The 26,123-nt window shown below is 66.5% G+C and carries 24 protein-coding genes and 1 pseudogene; 12 read left to right on the forward strand and 13 right to left on the reverse strand.

What is annotated here, in order from left to right; genetic code table 11:
- Positions 1-167 precede the first annotated feature (167 nt).
- Complete coding sequence (locus tag WKW77_RS20230) at positions 168-1,859, reverse strand: AMP-binding protein (protein WP_340358673.1); 1,692 nt, start codon at positions 1,857-1,859, stop codon at positions 168-170.
- A gap of 103 nt (positions 1,860-1,962) precedes the next feature.
- On the opposite strand from WKW77_RS20230, the gene WKW77_RS20235 reads away from it, so the two are divergent.
- Positions 1,963-2,844 (forward strand): esterase/lipase family protein, encoded by an 882-nt coding sequence (locus tag WKW77_RS20235; protein ID WP_340358674.1) that lies wholly within the window; start codon positions 1,963-1,965, stop codon positions 2,842-2,844.
- Between the two features lie 18 nt (positions 2,845-2,862).
- On the opposite strand, the gene WKW77_RS20240 is transcribed toward WKW77_RS20235, so the two are convergent.
- Positions 2,863-3,669 carry a transporter substrate-binding domain-containing protein gene (locus WKW77_RS20240; protein WP_422823236.1) on the reverse strand — a complete coding sequence of 269 codons (807 nt, stop codon included), beginning with the start codon at positions 3,667-3,669 and terminating at the stop codon, positions 2,863-2,865.
- A gap of 27 nt (positions 3,670-3,696) precedes the next feature.
- On the reverse strand, positions 3,697-4,824 hold the full coding sequence (gene hppD, locus WKW77_RS20245) for a 4-hydroxyphenylpyruvate dioxygenase (protein WP_340358675.1): 1,128 nt from the start codon (positions 4,822-4,824) through the stop codon (positions 3,697-3,699).
- A 154-nt stretch (positions 4,825-4,978) separates the two neighbouring features.
- On the opposite strand from hppD, the pseudogene WKW77_RS20250 reads away from it, so the two are divergent.
- From WKW77_RS20250 to lnt, 4 genes and pseudogenes are all read left to right on the forward strand, one after another.
- Positions 4,979-5,222 (forward strand): annotated as a pseudogene (locus tag WKW77_RS20250) (Lrp/AsnC family transcriptional regulator).
- A gap of 114 nt (positions 5,223-5,336) precedes the next feature.
- Positions 5,337-6,062: a GNAT family N-acetyltransferase gene (locus tag WKW77_RS20255; protein WP_340358676.1), complete on the forward strand. Its 726-nt coding sequence runs from the start codon at positions 5,337-5,339 to the stop codon at positions 6,060-6,062.
- Positions 6,063-6,344: 282 nt separating this feature from the next.
- Positions 6,345-7,223, forward strand: a complete 879-nt coding sequence (locus WKW77_RS20260; protein ID WP_340358677.1) for an HlyC/CorC family transporter — start codon at positions 6,345-6,347, stop codon at positions 7,221-7,223.
- A complete protein-coding gene (gene lnt, locus WKW77_RS20265) occupies positions 7,220-8,800 on the forward strand; it encodes an apolipoprotein N-acyltransferase (protein WP_340358678.1) in 1,581 nt (526 codons plus the stop codon). Before WKW77_RS20260 ends, lnt begins: the two co-directional genes overlap by 4 nt.
- On the opposite strand, the gene WKW77_RS20270 is transcribed toward lnt, so the two are convergent.
- The 6 genes from WKW77_RS20270 to WKW77_RS20295 all read right to left on the reverse strand — a co-directional run bounded on the left by WKW77_RS20270 (position 8,790) and on the right by WKW77_RS20295 (position 14,491).
- On the reverse strand, positions 8,790-10,148 hold the full coding sequence (locus WKW77_RS20270; RefSeq protein WP_340358679.1) for an FAD-binding oxidoreductase: 1,359 nt from the start codon (positions 10,146-10,148) through the stop codon (positions 8,790-8,792). The genes lnt and WKW77_RS20270 overlap by 11 nt on opposite strands.
- Positions 10,149-10,152: 4 nt before the next feature.
- Positions 10,153-11,061 carry an ABC transporter permease gene (locus WKW77_RS20275; RefSeq protein ID WP_340358680.1) on the reverse strand — a complete coding sequence of 303 codons (909 nt, stop codon included), beginning with the start codon at positions 11,059-11,061 and terminating at the stop codon, positions 10,153-10,155.
- The gene (locus tag WKW77_RS20280) at positions 11,058-11,891 is read right to left on the reverse strand and encodes an ABC transporter ATP-binding protein (protein WP_340358681.1); all 834 of its coding nucleotides are present in this window, start codon (positions 11,889-11,891) and stop codon (positions 11,058-11,060) included. The genes WKW77_RS20275 and WKW77_RS20280 overlap by 4 nt, the downstream gene beginning before the upstream one ends.
- A 42-nt stretch (positions 11,892-11,933) precedes the next feature.
- Positions 11,934-12,929, reverse strand: a complete 996-nt coding sequence (locus WKW77_RS20285; RefSeq protein ID WP_340358682.1) for an ABC transporter substrate-binding protein — start codon at positions 12,927-12,929, stop codon at positions 11,934-11,936.
- Between the two features lie 73 nt (positions 12,930-13,002).
- On the reverse strand, positions 13,003-13,872 hold the full coding sequence (locus tag WKW77_RS20290) for a creatininase family protein (protein WP_340358683.1): 870 nt from the start codon (positions 13,870-13,872) through the stop codon (positions 13,003-13,005).
- A 31-nt stretch (positions 13,873-13,903) separates the two neighbouring features.
- Complete coding sequence (locus WKW77_RS20295) at positions 13,904-14,491, reverse strand: NAD(P)H-dependent oxidoreductase (protein ID WP_340358684.1); 588 nt, start codon at positions 14,489-14,491, stop codon at positions 13,904-13,906.
- Between the two features lie 448 nt (positions 14,492-14,939).
- On the opposite strand from WKW77_RS20295, the gene WKW77_RS20300 reads away from it, so the two are divergent.
- The gene (locus WKW77_RS20300) at positions 14,940-16,298 is read left to right on the forward strand and encodes an adenylate/guanylate cyclase domain-containing protein (RefSeq protein WP_340358685.1); all 1,359 of its coding nucleotides are present in this window, start codon (positions 14,940-14,942) and stop codon (positions 16,296-16,298) included.
- A gap of 32 nt (positions 16,299-16,330) precedes the next feature.
- Here the strand turns inward: WKW77_RS20300 and WKW77_RS20305 are convergent, their stop codons facing one another.
- Positions 16,331-17,008, reverse strand: a complete 678-nt coding sequence (locus WKW77_RS20305) for a TetR/AcrR family transcriptional regulator (protein WP_340358686.1) — start codon at positions 17,006-17,008, stop codon at positions 16,331-16,333.
- 163 nt (positions 17,009-17,171) lie between these two features.
- On the opposite strand from WKW77_RS20305, the gene WKW77_RS20310 reads away from it, so the two are divergent.
- Entirely contained in the window at positions 17,172-18,242 is a 1,071-nt protein-coding gene (locus WKW77_RS20310; RefSeq protein WP_340358687.1) for an asparaginase, read from the forward strand.
- Between the two features lie 9 nt (positions 18,243-18,251).
- Here WKW77_RS20310 and WKW77_RS20315 read toward each other — a convergent pair whose 3' ends face one another.
- Positions 18,252-19,193 carry an EamA/RhaT family transporter gene (locus tag WKW77_RS20315; RefSeq protein ID WP_340358688.1) on the reverse strand — a complete coding sequence of 314 codons (942 nt, stop codon included), beginning with the start codon at positions 19,191-19,193 and terminating at the stop codon, positions 18,252-18,254.
- Between the two features lie 150 nt (positions 19,194-19,343).
- Between WKW77_RS20315 and glyQ the strand changes: the two genes are divergently transcribed.
- Genes glyQ through WKW77_RS20340 form a run of 5 tightly spaced genes read left to right on the forward strand, consistent with a single transcriptional unit; the run spans position 19,344 to position 24,671 of the window.
- The gene (gene glyQ, locus WKW77_RS20320) at positions 19,344-20,249 is read left to right on the forward strand and encodes a glycine--tRNA ligase subunit alpha (protein ID WP_340358689.1); all 906 of its coding nucleotides are present in this window, start codon (positions 19,344-19,346) and stop codon (positions 20,247-20,249) included.
- 3 nt (positions 20,250-20,252) lie between these two features.
- Entirely contained in the window at positions 20,253-22,406 is a 2,154-nt protein-coding gene (glyS, locus tag WKW77_RS20325; RefSeq protein WP_340358690.1) for a glycine--tRNA ligase subunit beta, read from the forward strand.
- Positions 22,407-22,418: 12 nt separating this feature from the next.
- Entirely contained in the window at positions 22,419-22,997 is a 579-nt protein-coding gene (gene gmhB, locus WKW77_RS20330) for a D-glycero-beta-D-manno-heptose 1,7-bisphosphate 7-phosphatase (protein ID WP_340358691.1), read from the forward strand.
- Positions 22,997-23,764 (forward strand): lysophospholipid acyltransferase family protein, encoded by a 768-nt coding sequence (locus WKW77_RS20335; RefSeq protein ID WP_340358692.1) that lies wholly within the window; start codon positions 22,997-22,999, stop codon positions 23,762-23,764. Before gmhB ends, WKW77_RS20335 begins: the two co-directional genes overlap by 1 nt.
- Positions 23,765-23,771: 7 nt before the next feature.
- Positions 23,772-24,671, forward strand: coding sequence for a M48 family metallopeptidase (locus WKW77_RS20340; protein WP_340358693.1), 900 nt, complete (start codon positions 23,772-23,774; stop codon positions 24,669-24,671).
- On the opposite strand, the gene WKW77_RS20345 is transcribed toward WKW77_RS20340, so the two are convergent.
- Both WKW77_RS20345 and WKW77_RS20350 read right to left on the reverse strand, forming a co-directional pair.
- Complete coding sequence (locus WKW77_RS20345; RefSeq protein WP_340358694.1) at positions 24,643-25,083, reverse strand: hypothetical protein; 441 nt, start codon at positions 25,081-25,083, stop codon at positions 24,643-24,645. The genes WKW77_RS20340 and WKW77_RS20345 overlap by 29 nt on opposite strands.
- Positions 25,084-25,216: 133 nt before the next feature.
- On the reverse strand, positions 25,217-26,122 hold the full coding sequence (locus tag WKW77_RS20350) for a LysR family transcriptional regulator (RefSeq protein WP_340358695.1): 906 nt from the start codon (positions 26,120-26,122) through the stop codon (positions 25,217-25,219).
- Position 26,123 lies beyond the last annotated feature (1 nt).

The raw sequence follows: 26,123 nt of genomic DNA on the forward strand, positions 1-26,123 counted from the left end.
AAACGCCTCAGCGCCGATGATAGTGCGGGTTCCCGTGTGAAAGTAGGTCATCGTCAGGCTCTTACAGCCCCAAAAAGCCCAGCCCTCATCAGGCTGGGCTTTTTGCTTTTGCGCAGATTCCGATTCTGAGCGGATTGCGAATACGGGGGCGAGCCGATTTTCTCTGTTTAATGATTCGAAGCCGCTCGCAGTTCCCTGCGCAGAATCTTTCCGACGTTCGTTTTCGGCAGCGAATCTCGAAATTCAATGTGTTTTGGGCGCTTGTAGCCGGTCAGTTGGTCGTGGCAGTAGCGCATGACCGCTTCCTCCGTCACTGACGCGTCCTTTCGAACCACGAACACCTTGATCGCCTCGCCCTGCTTTTCGTCGGCAACGCCCACTGCTGCGCATTCGACGACGCCCGGACACAGGGAGATCACGTTTTCGAGTTCGTTGGGAAAAACGTTGAAGCCGCTCACGAGGATCATGTCCTTCTTCCGGTCCACGATGCGGCTATAGCCATCGGGCTGCATCACAGCGATGTCGCCCGTGCGCATGAAGCCATCGGTCGTGAATGCTGCCGCGGTCTCTGCCGGCTGGTTGTAGTAGCCAGCCATGACATTCGGACCCTTGATGCAAAGCTCCCCCGCCTCTCCGGCGGGCAGTGTGCGCCCTTCATCGTCTTTGATCGCGATCTCGATGCCCGGCAACGGCAGGCCGATCGTTCCAGTGAACTTGGAGTTCGAAACCGGGTTGTTGGTCCCGATCGCACACGTCTCGCTCATGCCCCAGCCTTCGATCATCGGGCACCCCGTGACCTCGAACCACTTGCGGGCCGTGCCCTCCGAGGCCGCCATCCCTCCGGCCTGCGAGACGAAGAGCGATGAGAAATCGACCGTCTTGAACTCTGGATGCACCAGCAAGGCGTTGAACAAGGTGTTGACCGCCGGCAGCATGTGGAAGGGCCGCCGCTTAAGCACGCCGACGAACTTGTCGAAATCACGTGGATTAGGAATCAGCGTGAGATGCGAGCCCTGCCGGATCGCCAGCAGGCACAGCGTCAGCGCAAAGATGTGATACAGCGGCAGCGCCGCAATGCTGTTGATCTTCGAGAGATCCCCCGCGCGCGCGAGCGCCGGCGTGAACCAGGCTTCGGCCTGCAGCGTCGCCGCAACGATGTTGCGGTGCGTGAGCACCGCGCCCTTCGACAGGCCGGTGGTGCCACCCGTGTACTGAAGGAATGCGACCGAGTTCAGCGTGCTGGGGTCCGCAGCCAATGGGCGACCACGACCTTCTCCGATCACCTTCGCGAACGGCGTGACTGTCCGGCCCCTGTCGAGCGGCAACTTGTACGCCGGCACCATCTTGGCGAGATGTCTGACGGCCAACGTGATCCAGGCGCCATAGACGCCCCCCAGAAGATCGCCCATCGATGCGACGACCACGTGCTGGATCGCGGTCCGGTCGATGACCTGCTCGAGCGTTGCCGCGAAGTTCTCGAGGATCACGATCGCTGTTGCGCCCGAATCCTTGAGCTGATGCTCGAGTTCGCGCGCGGTGTAGAGCGGATTGACATTGACGCAGGTGAATCCTGCGCGCAGAACGCCACACATCGTCACAGGAAACTGCGGGACGTTCGGAAGCATGATGGCCACGCGGGCCCCGGGCTCGAGACCGCGCGCCTGGAGCCATGCGCCCATGGCTTGCGACAACGTGTCGAGCTCCCCGTAGGACATCCACCTCTCCATGCACACAGAGAAAGGCCGCGTCGCATAACGCGTGAACGACTCGCCGAAGAGCTGCCCCAAATTGCGGTACTGCTCGGGGTGCACTTCGTGCGGAACACCGGGCGGATAGTTCAGTCGTGCAGCGTCCTGCATGTGATCTCCTTTGGCGCGGATTGTCGAAGCGAGTGCCTCCTTGCGCCCTCCGGGCTTGTCCTAGGAGCCGGATGCCGCCGCCACGCATGCGATAGTTGCGCCCATGATTGCGCGACTACAGCGATGGTTGGTGTTGGGCTCGCTCGTCATCGCCATGCTGTGGGTGAGTGCGTGGTGGATGCGCTCGCCGCCGACCGCGATCGCGGGACTGTGTGTTCTGTTTCTCGGCCATGCAGGATTCCTCGCATTCGAATTCATCGCGAGCTACCGCGTCGGGGCAGATGATCCGATTCAGCGTGCCACCGTCATGCAATACGTCGGCGCCTGGCTTGCCGAGTGCTGCGTTGCGCCGCGCGTCTTCTGCTGGCAGCAGCCTTTTCGCTGGGCATCGATCCCCGATCGGTTGCTCCCGGACGAACGCCGCGGCGCGGTCCTGATTCACGGCTTCGTCTGCAACCGCGGCTTCTGGAACCCATGGCTGCGCGAACTGCGCGCGAGGGGGCGGGCTTTCGTCGCAGTCAATCTGGAGCCGCCTTTCGGCTCCATCGACAACTATGTCCGGATCGTCGACGAGGCCATCGCGCGCGTGAGCGCCGCGACCGGTCGGCCGCCGCTCCTGATCTGTCACAGCATGGGCGGTCTTGCGGCCCGGGCATGGCTGCGGGATGCGGATGGCGCGCGTGTGCACCGCATCGTCACGATTGCCACGCCGCACCGCGGCACCTGGCTTGCGCGATTCGGCCGCACGGTCAATGGGCGGGAAATGCGGATGGACGGCGAATGGCTTCGGAAGGTCGATTGCGAGCAGACCAGCGCACGGCAAGTGCCCTTCACCTGCTGGTACTCGAACAGCGACAACATCGTGTTCCCCCCTTCCGTCGCCACGCTGCCGGGCGCCGACAACCGCCCGGTCGTGGGTCAGGGCCATGTGGAAATTGCCTTCGACAGGACGGTCCGGCGAGAGACCCTGGCGTTGCTCGATTGACCCGAGCCCAGTCCGGTGCTACTTGAGCCAGCGATCCATCGTGCGCTGGAACTCGCCGCCCGCCTGCGACAAGTGCAGCCATTGATCCACATACGCCTTGAACGCAACGTCGTCGCGCGGCAGCATCCAGGCCATCTCGCCGTACTGCAGCGGCTTGTCGGGGTTGATCGCGCACAGGCCCGGCTTGAGCTTCTGCTGCGTGATCGCCTCGGCCGATTCGGTGACGAAGACGTCGGCGCGATTGGCGAGGATCTCGTCGAAGATCGTCACGTTCTCGCCATGCAGCGTGAGCTTGGCGCGCTTGAAGTTCGTGCGTGCGAAACGCTCGTTGCTGCCGCCGGGGTTGAAGATCACGCGAACCTCGGGCTTGTCGATCTGCTCGACCGTCTGGTACTTGGCCACGTCCGCGCAGCGCGCAATCGGCGTCTTGCCGTTGACCATGTAGGGCGCACTGAAGAATGCACGCTTCTGCCGGTCGGTGGTCACCGAAACGCCACCGACGGCCATGTCGCACTTGCCCGCCGCGAGATCCGGCAACAGGTTGGCCCAGGTCGTCTTGATCCACTCGGGCTTCGCGCCAAGGCTGCCGCCGAACGCGGTCATCAGGTCGACGTCGATGCCTTCGTAGCTCGTGTCCGCCTTCTGGAAGCTGAACGGCCGGTAGTCGCCCGGCGTACAGATGCGAAGCACGCCGGACTTCTGCACTGCGTCGAGGCGCGACGCGGTCATCGAAGCACCCTGCTGCGCGGGCATCGCGCATCCGCCCAACGTCAACGCCACAGCCACCATGGAAAGAGATGAACGAAGCGATGTCGTCAGACGCATGCGAAGCCCCTGTAGATGAAAGGAGCGCTATTGTGCGGCGGCGAGCACGCCGCGGCGCATCTGGTCGAGCTCGATGCTCTCGAACAGCGCCTTGAAGTTGCCTTCGCCGAAGCCCTCGTCACCCTTGCGCTGGATGAACTCGAAGAAGATCGGGCCGAGCTGGTTCTCGCTGAAGATCTGCAGCAGCAGCGCGCCCTTCTTGCCGTCGACGAGGATCTTGCGCTTCTTCAGCTCCGCGACATTCTCGCCGTGGCCCGGGATACGCTTGTCGATCAGCTCGTAGTACGTGTCGATCGTGTCCAGCAGCTTGACGCCCGACGCACGCAGTGCATCCACCGAGTGCTTGAGGTCGCGCGAGCCCAGCGCGATGTGCTGGATGCCTTCGCCGTGATAGCTGTCCAGGTATTCCTGGATCTGCCCGGCCTTTTCGTTGCCCTCTTCGTTGATCGGGATGCGGATCTTGCCGCACGGGCTCGTCATGGCCTTGCTCTTCACGCCGGTGACCTGGCCTTCGATGTCGAAATAGCGGATCTCGCGGAAGTTGAACAGGCGCTCGTAGAAGTCCGCCCACTCCTTGAGCCGTCCACGGTGGACGTTGTGCGTGAGGTGGTCGATGTAGGTCAGCCCGTGGCCTGCGGGCGCGAGTGCTTCGACCGCTGTGAGGCCCGGCAGCGCTTCGAAGTCCACGTCGTAGAAGCCGATGTTGCCGATGTCGCCAGGCTGCGCACCGTTCTTGCCGCGCCAGCGGTCGACGAAATAGATCAGGCTGTCGCCGATGCCCTTGATGGCCGGGATGTTCAGCTCGCCAGGGCCGGCGCCGGGAGCGAAGCCCCAGGCGCCCAGCGAAATGGCGCGCTCATAGGCGGCCTTCGCGTCCTGCACGCGGAATGCGATCGCGCAGATGCTCGGGCCGTGCTGGCGGGCGAAGCGCTGCGCGAACGAGTCCGGCTCGGAGTTGATGATGAAGTTGATGGTGCCCTGCCGATAAAGCAGCACATTCTTGTGGCGGTGCTTCGCGATCGGCCGGAAGCCCATCTGTTCAAAGACCTTGCCCATCGCGGCGGGGTCCGGTGCCGCGTACTCGATGAATTCGAAGCCGTCGGTGCCCATCGGATTGTCCCAAGGCGTGAAAGCGGTAGTGTCGGTGCTGCTCATGGCGCGGTCTCCGGGGTGGGTTCGGGTTGCTTTCAGTTTCACGCCGCAAGGCTTGCGACGTCCGTTTGCAACTGTAAGAGCGCCGCCGATCACGCTCTCGGTGTTGTCGGGCCTGTCTCAAGCAACCTTGCAGGAAGACTGCAAAATCTCTCGCATGGACGCATTGGACAAGATCGATAGACAAATTTTGAGCAGCCTGCAGGCCGACGGGCGTGCCACTTACGACCAACTGGCGGAAGAGGTAGTGGTCGAATGCGCGGCACTCATGGGGGATATGGACTATTTCCTGCGCCTCGTCGTCGCCGACATGGCCCACTGCAGGCGCTTCATCATGGACACACTGCTCAAGCACCCCAGCGTTGGACCGCGTGAAGGCGACCAAGGCTGTGCCGGTGTAACGCCGGCGCGACAGATTGGCGACATCTTCGATCACCTTCGGACTGGGTCACCCATGAAACGCCAAAGCAACCCCATGCCCTTGAGGGCTAGGGGAAAACCCTTATATTTGGGCCATGCTTACCGCCAAGGCCCTCCTCAAAGCCTCACTCGGCGTCGGCTCGTTCCTCAAGGCGCCGATGGTTGAGGCGCAACCGCGGGCGGCCGCGCCCGCCCCAGTGATGGTTCCGATCCGATCGATCGGGCCTCGCGAGCGTGACCGCATCGCGCAGCACCTCCTCGCACTATCCACCCACGACCGCTACTTGCGCTTCGGCTATGCCGCCTCGGACGAGCAGGTGCAGCGCTATGTCGATGGGCTCGATTTCGAACGCGACGAATTGTTCGGCATCTACAACCGCCGGCTCGACCTGATCGCGATGGCTCACTTGGCCTTTCCGCCTGCCGACCAAGAGCAGGATTGCGCCGAGTTCGGTGTTTCCGTCGCCGAACATGCGCGTGGCCGAGGCTACGGCGCCCGCCTGTTCGAGCGCGCGGTGGTCGTCGCCCGCAACGAAGGCGTCGGCATGCTGTTCATCCACGCGCTCAGTGAGAACGCCGCCATGCTGAAGATCGCCCGCAACGCCGGCGCGACCGTCGTGCGCAGCGGCTCCGAATCCGAAGCCCACCTCGAACTGCCCGCCGCGACCTTCGACAGCCGCATGAGCGAGATCGCCCTGCAGCACTATGCGCAGGTCGACTACCAGCTCAAGACGCGCGCCAAGCAGTTCTGGGCTTTCCTGGCCGAGCTGCAGGACATCCGCAGCGGCGTCCGGGCCGCGCGCGAGCGGTCCGCGCAGTAGCTTTGCTCGCCCCCGGGCTTGCTCACTTCGTGTAGCCGCCCACCCCCTGCCAGGGGCGCTGCCGGTGGCCCGGCGCAGCCGGCTCCACGGCGGCCCGCGAACGGACGGGCGCGTTGCGCCGACTGGGAGTCCGGCCGGCGCAGCCGGGCCCGATCGTGAAACACTGCGGAACCGACTCCGCCGGGCCGCCGGTGTTGCCCCCTGCAAGGGGGTGCCCGAGCCACACGCAGTGGGCGAGGCTGGGGGTGTATCCTTGTCATCCCCCAACTCCGCCCTCCTGCAGTGGCCGAACCTCACCCTGAACGCGCGCCCGGCGAACGCGAAGACAAGCGCAGCTTTTTCCAGAAGCTCGCGGAATTCATCAATCCTGGCCCGGATTCGCGCGACGAGCTGATCGAAACGCTCGCCGACGCCGAGGACAACGAGGTCATCGGCGCCGAGTCGCGCGTGATGCTCGAAGGCGTGCTTCGCATGGCCGACATGACGGCTGGGGACGTGATGGTGGCGGCGCCGCGCATGGACCTGGTCAACATCGATGCGCCGTACGACACGCTGCTGAACCTGGTCATCGACACGGCGCACTCGCGCTTCCCCGTCTACGAGGGAGAGAAGGAAAACATCATCGGCATCCTGCTGGCGAAGGATCTCCTCAAGCTGCAGCGGGCGCCGGGCCTGAACATCCGCGCGCTGCTGCGGCCCGCCACCTTCGTGCCCGAAAGCAAGGGCCTGAACGACCTTCTGCGCGAATTCCGCGGCAACCGCAATCACCTCGCGGTGGTCATCGACGAGTTCGGCCGCGTGGCCGGCCTGATCACCATCGAGGACGTGCTCGAGCAGATCGTCGGCGAGATCGAGGACGAGTTCGACATTCCCGAGGACGAGGGCGACATCTTCGGCCTCGCCGACCACACCTATCGGGTCGCGGGCGATACGCCGATCGAGCGCGTCGCCGAGGCCTTCGGCATCAACTTCGACGATCGGGCGCGTGGCGAGGACTTCGACACCATCGGCGGCCTGATCGCGCATGAGATGGGCCACGTGCCCAAGCGCGGCGAACACTATGCGCTCGGCAGCTTCGATTTCGTCGTGCTGCACACCAAGGGTGGTGCGGTGCGCTGGTTCAAGGTCTCGCCGGCGCGCGGCGACGACGCGGCCGATTGAACGCGCCGATCCGCGCCCTGGGCTTCGGGCTTGCGGGGCTCGCCCAGGCGGCTTCCATCGCCGCACCATGGAACGGCCAGCCGCAGTGGTGGCTCCAGCTTCTTTCGCTCGCGGCGCTCGTCTGGCTGCTCGACGGAATGCGCCATGCCGACGGCCGCCGCGGCGCGTGGCGCAGCGGTGCGTTCCAGGGCTGGATCTTCACGACCACCTGGCTGTGCGGCACCTTCTGGTGGCTCTTCATCTCGATGCACACCTACGGGGGCCTGCCGGCGCCGCTTGCCGCGGTTGCGGTGTTCGCGCTGTCGGCCGCGCTTGCGCTGTACTACCTCGTCGCCTGCGGTCTCTACGTGGCCTTTGCGCCGACGAATGCCTTGGGCTCGGTCGCGTTCTTCGCTGCCTTGTGGACGATCGCGGAGCTCGTGCGCGGCAGCTGGTTCACCGGCTTTCCGTGGGGCGCCGGCGGCTATGCCCACGTCGAGGGTCCGCTGGCTGTGTATGCGCCGTGGATCGGTGTCTATGGAATCGGTGCCGTCTCCGCGGCCATCGCGGCGCTCGTGGCCATCGCCTTGCGCCGTGCCCGAGGCCGTTCAATGGCGATCCATGCCGGCCTGGCGTTCGTCCTGCTTTCTGTACCGGCGCTGCTCGTCGCCATCCGCGGCACTCCCGCTGACGACGCCGCGCGCTCGCACGGCCAGCTCCGCATCGCGCTCCTGCAGGGCAACATTCCTCAGGACGAAAAGTTCATCCCCGGCGGCGGCATTGCGACCGCGCTGCGCTGGTACGGCGAACAGCTCCACACCGCCACCGCGCCGCTGGTCATCACACCGGAAACCGCCTTGCCGCTGCTGCCCACGCAGTTGCCGCCCGGCTACCTCGAAGCCATCGCGGCGCGCTACGCGAGCGGCGGCCAGGCCGCGATCGTCGGCCTGCCGCTCGGCGACCGCAACGGCTACAGCAACGCGGTGGTCGGCTTTCGCCCCGGCGAGTCGCAGCCTTATCGGTACGAGAAGCACCACCTGGTGCCCTTCGGCGAATTCATCCCGGGCCTGTTCCGCTGGTTCACGGAGATGATGAACATCCCCCTCGGCGACTTCAACAGCGGCGGGCTCGCGCAGGCGCCGTTCGTTTGGCAGGGCCAGCGCATCGCGCCGAACATCTGCTACGAGGATCTCTTCGGCGACGAGATCGGCGCCAATTTCCGCCACGAGGCCGACGCGCCGACGATCCTGCTGAACGTGAGCAACATCGCGTGGTTCGGCGATTCGATCGCGATCGACCAGCACCTCGCGATCTCGCGCATGCGTGCGCTCGAATTCCAGCGGCCGATGGTGCGCGCGACGAACACCGGCGCCACCGCGGTCATCGACCACCGCGGCCGCGTGACGCACGCGCTGCCGCGGCTCACGCGCGGCGTGCTCGAAGCCGAAGTCGAAGGCCGTACGGGCCTCACGCCCTACGCCTTCTGGGTCTCGCGCTTGCGGCTTTGGCCGTTGTGGGGCCTTGCGCTGGCCGTCGTCGCGGCCACGCTGTGGGCGCAACGCCGCCGACGCGCGCAGGCCGCCGCCGTCATCGGCTGACCGGCCAGTCGCGCAGCTTCCCCGGATTCAGCAGGCCCTGCGGGTCGAAGCGCTTCTTCATCGCGATGACCTCTGGCGGCAGTGCGCCGCCGGCCTTGCCGTCCTCGACGACGAAGGTGTGCGGGTTGTTGATGCGCACGCCGTGCTCGCGGTGCATGCGGATGATCTCGTCCAGCCGCTCTTCGGTGGTGAAGCGCACCAGTTGCAGCGCGCTGCAGGTGACGAGGCCATCGAGATTGCGCAGGAACTCCGCGTGCATCAGGACCTCGCCGGCGAAGAGCTTCTCCATCGCCGTGATCTGCTCGACCTGATGCCCCGGCACGAAGCTGCTTTGCAGATAGGTCAGCGACTTGTCGACCTTCAGCGCGTGCAGCGTCGTGTGGTTCCAGGTGAACTCCATCAGCGTGCGATTGCTCTTGCGGACTTCCTCGGCCGTCTTGCGATAGCTCATCGAGCCGCCGTGCGCCTGCAGCAGTTCGAGCATCGTGGATTCGGACGATTCATCGACCAGCGACAACACCGCGTGGCAGCCCTTCGGCAGATATTCGGCCAACTGCGCGAGATGGTCGGGCACCGGGCTGGCGAAGAACGCGACCTCGCGCTTCACGATGCCCGGCGCGTTCGCGAGCGCATTGCCGAAGGCCAGGGCGTTGTCGAAGGCGTCGAAGACAACCAGGCTTTCGAGCCACGGATGCGCAGGCGCCAGCGCGACTTCGAGTTCCAGCACCAGGCCGTTCGTGCCCCACAGGTGATGCATGCGCAATGCCTCGGCGCCGCGCAGTTCGACGATCTGCGGCTCGGGTTCGATCGTCATCGCGCGCAATCCCAGCACGTTGCCTGGTGCACCCAGCGGCCCGTAATTGATCGATCCCACGCCGCCGAAGCCGCCACCGAACAGGCCGCCCAGCGTGGCGCTGCGGTAGGTCGACGGGATGCAGCGCAGTTCCTGTCCGCTGGCCTTGGCGTGCTTTTCGAGTTCGCCGAGCCGGATGCCGGCCTGCGCGCGCGCCACGCCGGGCCGCACCCATTGCACCGCGTTGTAGCCGGTCATGTCGAGCACCACGCCGCCGGCGAGCGGCGTCGTCTGGCCGTAGTTGCCGGTGCCGCTGCCGCGGATGGTGATGGGCACGGAAAGGCGCGCGCAGGCGCTCACCAGGGCGCGAACCTCTTCTTCGGTGCGCGGGCGCACGACCGCATCGGCGCGCTTGTCCTTGAGCTGCCGGTCCAGCACCGGACTGAACCATGCGAAGTCCTGCGACAGCCGCGCGATGCGGCCCGGGTCGGTGATCCAGTCGAGCTCGGGCAGTTCGAGGTGCAGTCGCTCGATGGGGGAAACGGGTGCGTTCATCGAATCAATCCTGTGAGAGTTCGCTGGCGTGCCAGGAACCGAGTGCGAGTTTGGTGAGCCACGCCATCAGGACGAACAGCGCCACACCGGTCAGTGAAATCAGAAGCAGCGCGGCGAACATGCGCGGGATGTTGAGCTGGAAGCCCGCCTGCAGGATCTGGTAGGCGAGCCCCGCGCCGGAACCGCCGGTGCCGGCGACGAACTCCGCCACCACCGCGCCGATCAGCGCGAGGCCGCTGGAGATGCGCAGACCGCCGAAGAAATAGGGCAGCGCACTCGGAATGCGCAACCGCACCAGTTGCTGCCAGCGCGACGCGTGATTGAGCTTGAAGTAGCTCTGCAGGTCGGGCTCCACGCTGCGCAGGCCGAGCGTGGTGTTGCTGATGATCGGGAACAGCGCCACCAGCGCTGCGCAGACCACCATCGCGGCGGTCGGGTTCTTCACCCAGATGATGATCAGCGGCGCGACCGCGACGATCGGCGTCACCTGCAGCAGCACCGCGTACGGGAAGAGCGCGGTCTCGATCAGCTTGCTCTGCACGAAGAGGAACGAGATCAGCACGCCGGCGATGGTCGCGACGACGAACGAGAGCACCGTGATCTTCAGCGTCACCAGGAGCGCCATGCCGAGCGGCATCCAGTCGGTGACCAGCGTCTGCATCATCAGGTAGGGCGATGGCACGAGGTACGGCGGCAGCTCCAAGGCCGTGACGAGCCCCTGCCAGAGTGCCACCAGCACCACGCCGACCAGCAGCGGATAAGCGACGCGCTGGACGCGCGGCTGTTGCAGCAGCGGCGTGCGCCTGGCTTTTGCCGGGGCTTGCGGCTTCAAGGGGTTCTGGGACACGGCTCGGACCTTGGCCGATGCGGAGGGGGCGGAGGCCGGACTCGTCGTCGGGGCGAGCGCGCTCATGCGGCCACCTCGTCGGCTGCGGTACTCGCGCGCAGAAGACTGTCCTGCAGCTTCTTCGCGTAGCGGCTGAATTGCGGCGACACCATGAAGTCGGCGGTGCGCGGATAGGGCTCGGGAATCTCGAACTCCTCGACCACGCGGCCGGGCCGCGCTGCCATCATGATCACGCGGCTCGACAGGAACACGGCTTCATGGATCGAGTGCGTCACGAAGATCACCGTGAGCTTCTTCTCCCGCCACAGGTCGAGCAGCTCCGCGTCGAGCTTGTGGCGCGTGATCTCGTCGAGTGCGCCGAAGGGCTCGTCCATCAGCAGCAGGTCGGGCTGGGTGACGAGGCCGCGTGCGATCGAGACCCGCATCTGCATGCCGCCCGAGAGCGCACGCGGCAATGCCGACGCGAACTTCTCGAGCCCGACCAGATCGAGCGCTTCCGAGACGCGCGCCTCCGCTTCCTTGCGCGGCACGCCGGCCAGGTCCAGCGGCAGCCGCACGTTCGTGCGCACGCTGGCCCACGGCATCAGCGTGGGCGACTGGAAGACGAAGGCCATGCGCCGGCCGCTCGATTCGATCTGCTGCACCGGCTTGCGGAACACCTTGAGCCGGCCGTCGGTCGGTTCCAGCATGCCGGCGACCATCTTCAAGAGCGTGCTCTTGCCGCACCCCGAGGGGCCGAGCAGCGTGACGAACTCGCCTTCGCCAATAGTCAGGTCCACGGGCATCAACGCCCGCGTGCCGTTCGGATAAGTCTTTTCTGCCGAGAGCACTTCGACGGCGGGCGTCGATGCGACGCGTGTCGGCAGGTCGTAGGTGGCGGATTCGGGTGCGTTCATGCAAAGCCTTTCGAGAGGAGGCCCGCGCGGGCCCCCGGTGTTTCAGGGCAGGACCTTCGCGTCCTTCACGAATTCGGTGGTGTAGGTCTTGGCGATGTCGACCTTCGCGGGGTCGAGCAGCTTGGCGGACACGAGGAAGTCATAGCTCGCCTTGGTGCGCGCGTCGGTGATCACGCCGATGCCCTGCGTCTGCGCATCGCCGCCGGTGACCATGCCCATTTCCTTCAGCTTCGCGACGCTGTAGGCGAGCTGGTCGTCGGTCATGTTGGGGTTGTCCTTCTTGATCAGCGCATTGGCGGGCGCCGGATCGGCGAGGTAGCTCTTCCAGCCTTCGGCCGAGGCCTTCACGAAGGCGGCGACCTGCTTGGCACGCTCCTTCACCGTCTTGTCCATGCAGGTCACGGTGGTCGCATAGGACGGGAAGCCGTGGTCGCTGAACATCAGCACCGTCGCCTTCACGCCGGCCTTCTGGATGGCGTAAGGCTCTGACGTGAGATAGCCCTGCTGCGCGACGTTCTTGTCCGCGACGAAGGGCTGGATGTTGAAGGTGTACGGCCGCGTCTGTTCGTCGGTGAAGCCGAACTTGGCCTTCAACCACGGCCAGTAGCCGCGGTTGGCCTGCGAGCCGATCAGGATCGTCTTGCCCTTCAGGTCCTCGAACTTCTTCACGTCGTCATGCGCGATGAGCACCTGCGGGTCCTTCTGGAAGAAGGCCGCCACGTTGACCACGGGCACGCCGCCTTCGCGCACCTGCATCATCTGGATGTCGCTCGAACCCATGATGCAGTCGGCTTGGCCGGCGGCCATCATCTGCGTGATGTTGACCTGCGGGCCACCCATCTTGATGGTCACGTCCAGCCCGTACTTCTTGTAGATGCCCTGGGCCACCGCCTGGTAGAAGCCGCCGTGCTCGGCTTGCGCGTACCAGTTGGTCATGTAGACGAACTTGTCCTCCGCGTGCGCGGGCGCAGTCGCCGCGATGGCGAGCGCCGCGGCAGCGGCAAGACGACCGAGGGTGGGAGCGAAGTGTTGGCGCATGGTGAGGACCTTCGAGGTGGGAAAAGAAATGGACGGGACGTGTCGGTGCAAGGAATGAGCCTCAGCCCATGCATCAGCCGGTGAAGGCCGGCTGGGCCGACTGGACGAAGCCCTGCTCGTGGCCGCGTCCCCAGGTGGGTTCGTCGCGCACCACCCAGCGCAGGGCGTACAGCTCGGTCAGCGCCTGCACCCAGCTGTCGGCCAGCGTGTCGAGGATTTCCTCGCCCTGCTCGCGCGTCGCACTGGTCGGGTCGCCGATCACGCCACTGGGGCCGAAGTCGCGCGCGGTCCATGCGCAGGCGGGCCGGCCGTCGGCCGACAGCAGCTTGATCGGAAAGGGCGGCGGGAAGTTGGCGGCCGCACGTTCCATGTGCACCGTGTCGGGCGCGAGGGCGAGCATCAGCGCGGTTTCGGAATGCCCTGCGTGCATCGCGAGGCGCTTCTCCTGCTCGCTCACCTGCTTGCTCGCCGCGCTCGGCAGCCGCGAGACGCCGTGCGGCACGACAACGAAATCGCCATGGCGCAGACGCAACTCGCGCGCCGCCATTTCGAGCACCTGCGGCTGGCCGCCGTGCCCGTTCGCGAACAGCAGCTTGCGAAAGCCCGAGCGGTACACCGACTCGCCGATCTCGATCACCGTCGCGAGCAGCGTGGTGCCCGTCAACGTCATCGTGCCCGGGAAGTGCAGGTGCTCTTCCGACTTGCCGTAGGTGATCGTCGGCAGCGCGAAGGCGCGCACCTCGGCGGGCAGCCGTTCGAGCGCCTTGCCCATCACGCCGGAGGAGATGACGCTGTCGACCGAGCACGGCAGATGCGGGCCGTGCTGTTCGATCGCACCGCAGGGCAGCACGATCACGGTGTTCTCGCGATCGGGCAGCGCGTCGATCTCGGTCCAGCTCAGGTAAGGCAGGAATCGGTGGGGTGGGATGTAGCCGTGGAGCATGAGGAAAGTCCTGGTGGAAGCGTTTGGCGTTTCAGGCAAAGCGCGCCATCGCACTGCCCACGCGCGCAAGGAAGCGCCTCCGTTGCGGCTCGGTCGCGACGTTCATGTGGTAGTGCGCGTGGTAGTCCACCCGCGCCTGCTTGCCGGTCAGGCGGCGCATGTAGCGCGTGACGATCTTGCGCGGCGGGTCGCCCATGTACCACGCGACCCAGCGCGGCCTTCCGTAGGTGACGACCGCCGAGATGCGCTGGATGTTCGTCAGCATCGGCTTGACGTTCTGCGGGTCGCGGAGGTCGAAGGCCACGCCCGGCATGAAGAGCCGGTCGAAGTAGCCCTTGAGCATCGCCGGCAGCCCGAAGCACCAGGTCGGAAAGCAGAACACGATGCCCTCGGCCCACTGCAGCCGTTCGACGTAGGGCTTGAGCGGAATCTGGTTGCTTGGCACCTCGTGGTAGCCCAGCCGCTCCTCGCGCGACAGCACCGGATCGAAGCCCTCGGCGTACAGGTCGCAGTCGTCCACCTCGTGGCCGGCGGCGCGAAGGTTGCGCACCACCTCCTCGTGCAGGGCGGCATGAAAGCTGGTTTCGACCGGATGGCAGTAGACGACGAGCACTAGCATGGTGTGTTGACCGCTTAATCAGAGCAAGTGGTCAGGTTACGCAAGCGACGTGCCAACCAGCCTGCACCAAATGCGGGAGAGGTTGGCGAACGCAAGGTCGAGCTTGGGCCTTCGCAGGTTGTGGGTATTCCAGGCGGACGTCTCTCGGCTAGGGTTTTCCCTAAAATCGAGCATTCCGATTCAGAAGGCTCCCATGCTCACCCTCGCGCTTGTACTCGTTGCTGCCGCTGGCCTCGTCGTCCACGGCGTCCACACGTCCGACGGTGACTCGCAGCTCTGATCGACCCGATGTCTCCTCAGGTCCGGCAAGGACCTGATCTCGGCCCCGCGCAGCGATGCCCGGGGCCTTTTCTTTGCGCGTCGTCAGGTCATCGAGCCATGCAGGCGGCGTCGGGGGCTTGGGTGACAATGGCCCGGCCCTGTTGAGCGCCCGAAAGCCCGTCACGAAATGACCGCGCCAGAAACTCGCTATGCCAAAGTCGGCGATGACCGCGTTGCCTACCAGGTGCTGGGCGAGGGTCCGCGCGATCTGGTCTTCACGACGGGTTGGTGGGCATCCCTGGATCTCGAATGGGAGGAGCCTGCCATTGCGCGCTTCCTGCGGCGCCTGGCCTCGTTCAGCCGTGTCATCCGCTTCAGCGCTCGCGGCTCCGGGCTGTCCGACCCGCGCCCCCAGGATGGGTGCGATGCCGTGCACCATTGGACGGAGGACCTCCTGGCGGTCATGCATGCGGCCGGTTCGCGCACGTCGACCATCGTCGGCGTGACCGACGGCGGGTCCATGGCGCTGCAATTCGCGGCCGCTCATCCCGGGCGGACCTCGGCGCTGGTCTTGCTGAACACCACCGCACGCTGGGTGGCTGCAGCAGACTATCCAGCCGGGTTTCCGGCAGAAGCCCTCGCCGGGTTTTCCGGGTTCGCGCGCAAGCACTTCGGAACCGAGCGCTTTGCGCGCACGCAGAATCCGAGCCTTGCGCAAGACGAACGCGCTTTGCGCTGGCAATCCAAGCTGGCGCGGGCCATCGGGTCGCCCAAAACCGTCGCCGAGAATTTCGCGATCCAGTCGAAGAGGGACGTCCGTCCGGCGCTGTCCGCCGTCGGAGTTCCCACCCTGGTGATGACGCGCCGCAATTGCGCGTGGGCCTCGGTGCCCCAGGGGCGCTACATCGCCGAGCATGTCGCGGGCGCGCGCTTCGAGGCGTTGCCGGGCACGGACTATCTTCCCTATTGGGAGACCCCTGATCTCATCCTCGACCATGTCGAGGAATTCCTGACCGGAACCCGCCGGGGCGGCGAGTCCGATCGCGCCCTGGCGGCCGTGCTGTTCACCGACATCGTCGAGTCGACCCAGCGTGCCGCGCAGCTCGGCGACGCGGCGTGGCGGACGCTGCTCGATCGGCACGAAGAGATCCTGCGTGAGCAACTCGGGCTCTTCCGGGGGCGCCTGGTGGATACGGCCGGCGACGGCGTCTTTGCCACCTTCGACCGTCCCGACCGTGCGATCGAATGTGCGCAGGCGCTGCATACCGCATTGGCGAGTCTGGAGCTCTCGATTCGCGCCGGCATTCATTTCGGCGATGTCGAATTGCGCAGCGATGGCCGGGTGGGCGGCATGACCGTGCATATCGGCGCGCGCGTGCAGGCGCTGGCCAAGGCTGGCGAGGTGCTGGTCTCGCGCACCGTGCACGACATTCTCGTGGGCTCCCACTTCTGCTTCGTCGGGCGCGGCGTCCATGAGCTCAAAGGCGTGCCCGGCCGCTGGGAGGTCTGCGCGGTCAGCGAGCGCGCCGAGCCCGCGGACCCGTGATGTGAAGCGCCGGGCCGCGGTCGCGCCGGGGGCTAGGCCTTGATGCCGCAGCCGCCCAGCACGAAGGCGATCAGCTCGCGCGCGATCGGCTCGCGGTCGATCGGCGCATCGGGCGGCAGGCCCAGCATCACGCGCGTCTGCAGTGCGTAGTCCGCATAGCTCTGGGTCATGGCCCAGATGTGCATCAACAGCAGGCGCGCATCGAGCGGGCGCATCTGCCCGCGCGCGATCCAGCCGTTGATGATGTCCACCTTCTTCTGCGTCCACATGCGCGCGTTGGGCCAGTAGCGCTCCAGGTTGCGTCCGCCGTCCAGCACTTCGCGCGTGAAGATGCGCGAGATCTCCGGGTTGTCGAAGGCGTGGTCGAGCTTCTTGCGGATGTAGTCGCCCAGCACAGCGCCGGGGTCGTTCGCGTTCTCCTGGAAGTCGAAGACCACCTTCCAGTCGTGCAGCACCTGCATCAGCAGCTCTTCGTACAACTCCTCCTTGCCGGGGATGTAGTAGTGGAGCTGCGGCTTGGTGAGACCGGCGCGCGCCGCGATCGCCTGCGTCGATGCGCCCTTGAGCCCGTGCAGGCTGAACTCCGCGATGGCCGCCGCGCGGATCGCCGCGAGGATGCGTTCGCGCCCCGGCCTCGCGCGTGACAGCGGCCCCGTCGGGACGGGCATCTGCTGGGCACTCGCGGCGGCGGAAGTTGATGTATCGGTCATCGCGTCGGCGATGGTAGCGCTTGCCCGAATCCATCCACAGTCGCATGCTTGCCGAGCTGGCCGCATGACGGCATGCGAGCTTGGCATTGCGTGCATGTGCCGTGAAGGCGTGGTTTGGCTATCGTCTCGCCCGCTTCGTCACACAACTGTCAAAGGAGCTTCCATGTACTTCGCTTCCAGACTCCGCGCATTCGCGGGCGCGGCCGCATTGATCACCGCCAGCGCCATCGCGCATGCACAGGCGGCCCTGCCCAATGTGGTCATCCTTGCCACCGGCGGCACCATCGCGGGCGCCGGCGCCTCGGCCGTCAACAGCGCCACCTACTCGGCCGCCAAGGTGCCGGTCGACAAACTCATCGCCGGCCTGCCCGAGCTGTCGAAGGTCGCCAACGTGCGCGGCGAACAGGTCTTCCAGGTCGCCTCCGAAAGCCTGACCAACGACAACCTGATGATCCTCGCCAAGCGGGTCTCGGCGCTGTCGAAGCAGGCCGACGTGGACGGCATCGTCATCACCCACGGCACCGACACGCTCGAAGAGACCGCCTACTTCCTGACGCTCACCGTCCACACCACCAAGCCGATCATCGTGGTCGGGTCGATGCGCCCGGGCACCGCGTTGTCGGCCGATGGCGCGCTCAACCTCTTCGATGCGGTCAACGTCGCCGCCAGCAAGGACGCGGCGGGCAAGGGCGTGCTCGTCACGATGAACGACGAGATCCAGACCGCGCGCGACGTGGCCAAGACCGTCAACATCAAGACCGAGGCCTTCAAGAGCCAGTGGGGCCCGCTCGGCATGATCGTGGAGGGCAAGAACTACTGGTTCCGCGCCCCGGTCAAGCGCCACACCATGCAGTCGGAATTCGACATCGACACCATCACCGCGCTGCCTGCGGTCGAGATCGTCTACGGCTACCAGAGCGTGCCATCGACGGCGATCGACGCCTTCGCCAAGAGCGGCGTCAAGGCCATCGTCCATGCCGGCACCGGCAATGGCTCCGTCGCCGACCGCATCGTTCCGGTGCTGCAGAAGGTGCGCTCCGACGGCGCGATCGTGGTACGCAGTTCCCGTGTGCCGGACGGCTTCGTGATCCGCAACGCCGAGCAGCCCGACGACAAGTACGACTGGGTCGTCGCGCACGACCTGCGGCCGCAGAAGGCGCGCATCCTGACGATGGTCGCGCTGACGAAGACCAACGACACCAAGGAACTGCAGCGGATCTTCTGGGAGTACTGAGCGCCGCGGCTAGATCGACAGGCAGATGCCGATCAGGCCGAGCATCACGAGGCCGAGCCCGAGCAACTCGCGCGGGCTCAGCGCCTGTTCCTGGAAGATCCTGCGGGACACCAGGTAGCTGAAGAAGACCTCCACCAGCCCCAGCGTGCGAACCTGCGCCGCCGGCTGCATGGCGAACGCGGTGAACCAGCCGATGGATGCCATCGCACCCATCAGCCCGGCCAACAGCGACACCCGCCAGCCGGTCAGCACCGCGCGCACCGTCTGCGGCGAGCGCCACAGCAGCCAGGCCAGCATCAGCGCAGATTGCACCGCCTGCGCCCACATCACGCCCCAGGCGCCGGCCAGCCATGGCGACAATTCGGGCACCTGCAACGAAGCGCCGCGATAGCCCACCGCGGAAATCGCGAACCCGGCCCCGGACGCCAGCCCGTACATCGCGGGCCGATAGTCCGTGAGCTTCGAGCCGCCGCCCTCCGCGACCGACCCACCCCGCTGCAACGACAGCAGAACGATGCCCGTGCTGGCGATCACCATCGCTGCCAGCACGACCGAGCCGGGCACCTCGCCCAGAAACAGGGCGCTGAAGAGAGCGACCTGCAGCACCTCCGTCTTCGAGAAGGCCACGCCCACGACGAACTGCCGGGTCTTCATGGCCGCGAGCAGGAACGCGGTCGCGGCGATCTGCCCGATGGCCCCGGCCAGCAGCCACGCGAAGTACCCGATGCCGAAGTGCGCCGCGGGCGCCGTCGTGGCGGGCAACGCCTGCAGCAGCGCGACCCACAGGGCCGCAAAGGGCAGTCCGTACAGAAATCGAACCAGGGTCGCCCCCAGAGTGCCGGCCTGCGCCACCAGCGAGCGCTGTGCGGCATTGCGCACCGACTGCGCCGCCGCGGCGAACACCACGATCACGATCCAGGCCCAGGGTGGGAGCAAATGAGAAACCGACATAGAGCCCCCGATCTTGCGGCACGCGGCGGCGGCGTGCTACATCGCTTGGATAGGGGGTCCGTCGCCGTATGCGAAGGGTCGCCGCGGGCTCTTAAAATCCCCGGTTCGCCGTGGCGGGGCTCCCTGCCTCCAGCGGCCACCGGGCTCACCATGCTGACTTTCCAACAAATCATCCTCAAGCTTCAGGCCTACTGGGCCGACCAGGGCTGCGCGCTGCTGCAGCCGTACGACATGGAGGTCGGCGCGGGCACATCGCACACTGCCACCTTCCTGCGCGCCATCGGCCCGGAGCCCTGGAAAGCCGCCTACGTGCAGCCCAGCCGCCGCCCCAAGGACGGCCGCTACGGCGAGAACCCCAACCGCCTGCAGCACTACTACCAGTACCAGGTGGTGCTCAAGCCCGCGCCGAGCAACATCCTCGAGCTCTACCTCGGCTCGCTCGAAGCGCTCGGCTTCGATCTCAAGAAGAACGACATCCGCTTCGTCGAGGACGATTGGGAGAACCCCACGCTCGGCGCCTGGGGCCTGGGCTGGGAGGTCTGGCTCAACGGCATGGAAGTGACCCAGTTCACCTACTTCCAGCAGGTCGGCGGCATCGACTGCCGACCGATCACGGGCGAGATCACCTACGGCCTCGAACGCCTCGCGATGTACCTGCAGGGCGTGGACAACGTCTACAACCTCACCTGGACCGAAGGCCTGAGCTATGGCGACGTCTACAAGCAGAACGAGGTGGAGCAGTCGACCTACAACTTCGAGCACAGCGACGCCGACTTCCTCTTCACCGCCTTCGCGGCGCACGAGAAGCAGGCCAGGCATTTGATGGAAACGCAACTCGCGCTGCCTGCCTACGAGCAGGTGCTCAAGGCCGCGCACAGCTTCAACCTGCTCGATGCGCGCGGCGCCATCAGCGTGACCGAACGCGCGGCCTACATCGGCCGCATCCGCAATCTCGCGCGCAGCGTCGCGCAAAGCTACTACGACAGCCGCGAGCGCCTGGGCTTCCCCATGGCGCCGCGCGAGTGGGTCGCGCAAATCCCGAAGAAGGCGGCCTGATCGATGACCACCAAGAACAACCTGCTCGTCGAACTCTTCGTCGAGGAACTCCCCCCCAAGGCCTTGCGCAAGCTGGGCGAGGCCTTCGCCAATGTGCTGCGCGACCAGCTCGTCGCCGCCGGCCTGGCCGATGCCGGCTCGGTGCTCACGCCCTACGCATCGCCGCGCCGCCTCGCTGCGCACCTCACCAACGTGGCCGCGCAGGCCGCCGACAAGGCCGTCTCGCAAAAGTTGATGCCGGTCTCGGTCGGCCTCGACGCATCGGGCAACGCCACGCCCGCGCTGCTCAAGCGGCTGGGCGCGCTCGGCGCCGACGCCAGCGCGGTGCCCGAACTGCGCCGCGCCATGGACGGCAAGGCCGAAGCGCTCTTCTACGAAAGTACCGCCAAGGGCGCGACCCTCGCGGAAGGGCTCCAGAAGGCCCTCGCCGAAGCCATCGCCAAGCTGCCCATCCCGAAGGTGATGAGCTATCAGCTCGAATCCGGCTGCGAACTGCCGGGCTGGACCAGCGTGAGCTTCGTGCGTCCCGCGCATGCACTCGTCGCGCTGCATGGCGACACCGTCGTGCCCGTCGAGGCGCTGGGCCTGCAGGCCGGCCGCGAGACCCACGGCCACCGCTTCGAGGCTTTGGTCGATCCCGTCGTGCTGCGCGATGCCAACAGCTACGCCCAGCAGATGCAGGATGAAGGCGCCGTCATTCCCGGCTTCGAGGCCCGCCGCGCCGAGATCGCGCGCCAGCTCGCCGAAGCCGCCATCAAGGTCGGCGGCGGCACGCAGCCGATCAATGACGACGCGCTGCTCGACGAAGTCACTGCGCTGGTCGAACGGCCGAACGTGCTCACCTGCGAATTCGAACGCGAGTTCCTCGACGTGCCGCAGGAATGCCTCATCCTCACGATGAAGGCCAACCAGAAGTACTTCCCGCTGCTCGATGCGCACGGCCGCCTGACCCACAAGTTCCTCGTCGTCAGCAACATCAACCCGGCGGATGCGAGCGCCGTCATCGGCGGCAACGAGCGCGTGGTGCGTCCGCGCCTGGCCGACGCCAAGTTCTTCTTCGACCAGGACCGCAAGAAGTCGCTCGCCTCGCGCGTCGAATCGCTCGGCAAGGTCGTCTATCACAACAAGCTCGGCACGCAGGGCCAGCGCGTGGAGCGCGTCATGCGCATCGCGCACGCCATCGGCGAGCAGATCGGCGCGCCCACCGGCGACGCCCACCTCGCGCCGCGCGCGGTGCAGGCCGCGCAACTCGCCAAGGCCGATCTCGTCACCGACATGGTCGGCGAGTTCCCCGAGCTGCAGGGCATCATGGGCCGCTACTACGCGCTGCACGACGGCCTGGAGCACACCGTCGCCGACGCCATCGAGGACCACTACAAGCCGCGCTTTGCCGGCGACGAGCTGCCGCGCAGCAACGTCGGCATCGTCGTCGCGCTGGCCGACAAGCTCGAAACCCTCGTCGGCATGTTCGGCATCGGCAACCTGCCCACGGGCGACCGCGACCCCTTCGCGCTGCGCCGCCATGCGCTGGGCGTCATCCGCATGCTCATCGAGCGCAATCTCTCGCTCGACCTGCGCACCATGCTCAGCGACGCCTACGCCGCCTTCAGCGCGCACAGGGGCGGAGAGATCGCGCTGAACGACCCCACCGACGCGCTCGAGGCCTTCATCTACGACCGCCTCGCCGGCAGCCTGCGCGAGCAGGGCGCCAGCGCGCAGGAAGTCGAAGCCGTGCTCAGCCCGCGCCCGCAGCGCCTGGCCGAAGTGCCCAAGCTCCTCGCCGCCGTGCGCGCCTTCGCCGCACTGCCCGAGGCGCCCGCGCTCGCCGCCGCCAACAAGCGCATCGGCAACATCCTCAAGAAGTCGCCCGAGGCCGACGCGCACGTGAGCGAACTGCTCCTGAAGGAACCCGCCGAAAAAGCGCTGCACGCCGCCATGCAGAAGGTCGTGCCCCAGGCCAACAGCCAGTTCGAAGCCGGCGACTACACCGCATCGCTGCAAACCCTCGCTGCGCTTCGCGACCCGGTCGATGCCTTCTTCGACGGCGTCATGGTCAACGCCGAGCAATCCGACCTGCGCCTCAACCGCCTCGGCCTGCTCATGATCCTGCACGGCGCGATGAATCGTGTTGCACAACTCGAGCGGCTGGCGGCGTAAGCTTCAAGCACCATGAAACTCGTCATCCTCGACCGCAACGGCACCCTCAACGTGCACCGTGAGGATTTCGTCAAGAGCGACATCGAGTGGACGCCGCTGCCCGGTGCGCTCGAAGCGGTGGCGAGGCTCAACCATGCGGGCTGGCATGTCGTGATCGCGTCCAACCAGTCCGGTCTCGGCCGCGGGCTCTTTGACGTCGCATCGCTCAACGCCATGCACGCCAAGATGCACAAGATGCTCGCCGCGGTCGGCGGGCGCATCGAAGCCATCTTCTACTGCCCGCACAGCCCCGACGAGAACTGCGACTGCCGCAAGCCCAAGCCCGGCCTGTTCTTCCAGATCGGCGAACGCTTCGGGGTCGACCTCTCCCACATCCCGGTTGCCGGCGACAGCCTGCGCGACCTGCAGGCCGGTGCCGCCGCCGGGTGCGAGCCGCACCTGCTGCTCACCGGCATGGGCGCCTCCTGCCGCGGCGTGGACCCGCTGCCGCCCGAATATCCACCCAACACCCGCGTTCACGAAGACCTCGCCGCCTTTGTCGACTTCCTCCTCGAACGCGAAGAAAAAGCCGCCTTGAAGGTGGCCGTCTGATGTCCTTCATCCGTTCTGTCATCCACGCGCTGTGGATGCTCGTCACCGTGGTTCCGTGGGGAATCATCATGTGCGTCAACTCCCTCTGGAAGCGCGGCATACCGCTCTACTGGATGGCCGTGCAGTGGCTCCGCTGGGCCATCGGCGGTGCGCGGCTGATCCTCGGCATCCGGTACCGCGTCACCGGCATGGAAAACCTGCCGCAGGACAAGCTCGCCGGCGCCATCCTGCTGGTCAAGCACCAGTCCACCTACGAGACCTTCCTGATGCCCACGCTCATGCCGCACCCGCTGGCATTCGTCTTCAAGAAGGAACTCATCTACGTGCCCTTCTTCGGCTGGGCCATGGCGCGGCTCGACATGATCCACATCGACCGCAGCCAGCGCACGCAGGCCTTCAACAAGGTCGTCTCGCAAGGCCGCGAACTGCTCGCGCAGGGCATCTGGATCATCATGTTCCCCGAAGGCACGCGCATCCCGCGCGGCAAGCAGGGCAACTACAAGACCGGCGGCACCCGCCTCGCGTGCGAAACCGGCGTGCCCGTCATCCCCATCGCCGTCAGCTCCGCCAAGGTCTGGCCGCGCAAGGCCTTCGTCAAGACGCCGGGCGTCGTCGATGTCTCCATCGGCGCCGCCATCCCCAGCGTCGGCCGCCGCCCCGACGAACTCATGCGCGAAGTCGAGGCCTGGATCGAAGGCGAGATGCGCCGCCTCGACCCCGAGGCCTACGCCACCGAAGCCGCGCCCGCCGCATCCACCACCGCCTGAGGCCCGCATGCGCGCGCTGCTGCAGTTCACGCTCGACCTGTTCGACCCGCCCGCGCCTGCGCCCACGCGCACGCCGCGACAACAGCAGCCCACTGCCGACGACGCACGGCAGCATCCCCCGGCCATCCCGCTCGGCGATGTGCTGAGCCGCGTCAGCTTCGTCCACCCGCGCGCGAGCCGCGAAGTCGTCCTCGGCAACGCCCGCGTCGCCTACGAATTCACGCGCGGCAAGCGCCGCACCATCGGCTTCGTCGTCGGCGCCGAAGGGCTCTCGGTGCGCGCACCGCGGTGGGTCGCGCTGCGCGATGTCGATGCCGCCGTTGTCGAGAAGTCGAACTGGATCCTGCGCAAGCTCTCCGAAACCCAGCAGCGCCAGGACCGCCTCGAAGCCACCCGCATCGACTGGAAAGACGGCGTCAGCTTTCCCTTCCTCGGCCAACAGGTCACCGTGCGGCTCAATCCGCACCATGCCTTCGACGGCGTGGGCGCCGTGCTCGACGCCATCGCCGACGACGGCCTGCCGACCCTGCGCCTTGCGCTCGCCAACAACGCCGGCTCCGCCCAGATCCGCGACGCCGCACAGGCGTGGCTCATGCGGCAGGCCAGGCGCATCTTCATCGAGCGCCTCGACCACTTCGCGCCGCGCCTCGGCGTGCGGTGGAAGAAGCTCAGCCTCTCCAACGCCGCCACCCGCTGGGGCAGCGCCAGCGCCGATGGCGGCATCCGCCTGCACTGGCGGCTGGTGCACTTCCGCATGTCCGTGATCGACTACGTCGTCGCGCACGAACTGAGCCACCTGCGCGTGATGGACCACAGCCCGCGGTTCTGGGAAACCGTCGAAAGCGTCGTGCCTGATTACGAGCTGCTGCGGCGACAGCTCAAGGACGAGGCCGTTCCTCGCTGGTAGGTCCGTCGCGGCCCCGCAGCCGCGCCCACAGCGCACGCAGCCTTCGGGCGCGATCCTCGAAGACGTACGAGCCCGCCAGCGCCAGCAGGCCCGAAACAACCCCCGTCGCCACGGCCTCCAGATGCGGAATGCCGTAGTGCCCCGGATGCGAGAAGGTGTCGCCAACCATGGTCAGCAAGCCGACCAGCAGCGCGTTGCCATAGCGATTGCCGAACAGCTTCATCGCCGGCGTGAAGGTCAGGATCAGTGCGAGAACTCCGGTGAACAAACCGGTCTGCAACGCAAGCGCCCAATGGGGCGCGCTCAGGAGGTTCGAGAGGCTCCCGGGCATGCAGGTCATGCACGCGCTGGTCGGTTGCCAGAAGCGCTTGATGAACAGGACGAATCGACGCTTCCATGGATTTGCTGGCATCACACGCACCCCGCCAAATGCATCGACCGCCATCGTCGCACAGCAGTGGGCGGATGGCTCGCGCCACGCCGGAGGTCACCGCCGCCATCAGGGCGCTGCGGGCCACAGCCCCGGGCGGCCCACGGCTCCTTCGTCAGGCCTCCTGGAGATCGGCGAAGCGCGCCGCCAGGAAGTCCACCAGGGCACGGACCCCTGGCAGCAGTCCTCGCCTCGAGGGGAAAACGATGTGGATGACTTCCGGGCGGGGTGCCCAGTCGGGCAGCAACCGCAGCAGATCACCACGCGCGATCGACTCGCCCACCAGCATCGTGGGCAGTTGCACCGCCCCCACGCCGGCCAGTGCGGCCGCGTGCAACGCGCTCATGCTGCGCGTGACCAGTCGCGGCTGATGGGAGATCGTGGATTGCGCGCCGTCCGGCCCCACGAGCCGCCACACATGTTCGTTCTGCGGCAGGCCCAGGTCCATGCTGGGCAGGCTCGACAAGTCCGCCGGTGAGCGCGGCGCGGCGCGTCCGGCCAGCAGCTTTGGCGCGACGACCAGGCACTGCCCGCGTTCGCCGAGCACGCGGACGACGAGATCGCTGTCTTCGAGTGGCGGCGGGCGTACGCGGATCGCGAGGTCGATGCCTTCGCCAACGAGGTCGACACGGCGGTTGGTGTCCTCCAGATGGACCTGCACGCGAGGATAGGCTGCCATGAACGTGGCCACCATGCGGGCGACGCGCAGGTCGAGCAGCATGGTCGGGCAGCTCATTCGAACGGTGCCGCAGGGCTCGGCGTGTGTCAGCAAGGCGGCCTCTTCCGCCGCGTCGGCCTCCACCAGCATCGCCTTGCAGTGCTCGTAGTAGATCTGCCCGATCTCGGTCACGGCGAAACGTCGGCTGGTGCGTTGGATCAGGCGTACGCCCAGCCTTTCCTCCAGCAGGAAGAGGCGGCGCGAAAGCCGCGACTTGGGCAGTCCCAAGGCGCGCGCCGCAGGTGCAAAGCCGCCGTGCTCCACCACGTGGGCATAGAAGTACAGATCGTTGAGATCTTTCATC

Origin of the sequence: Variovorax ureilyticus (genome assembly GCF_037889935.1) — a bacterium.
GTDB lineage: Bacteria > Pseudomonadota > Gammaproteobacteria > Burkholderiales > Burkholderiaceae_C > Variovorax > Variovorax ureilyticus.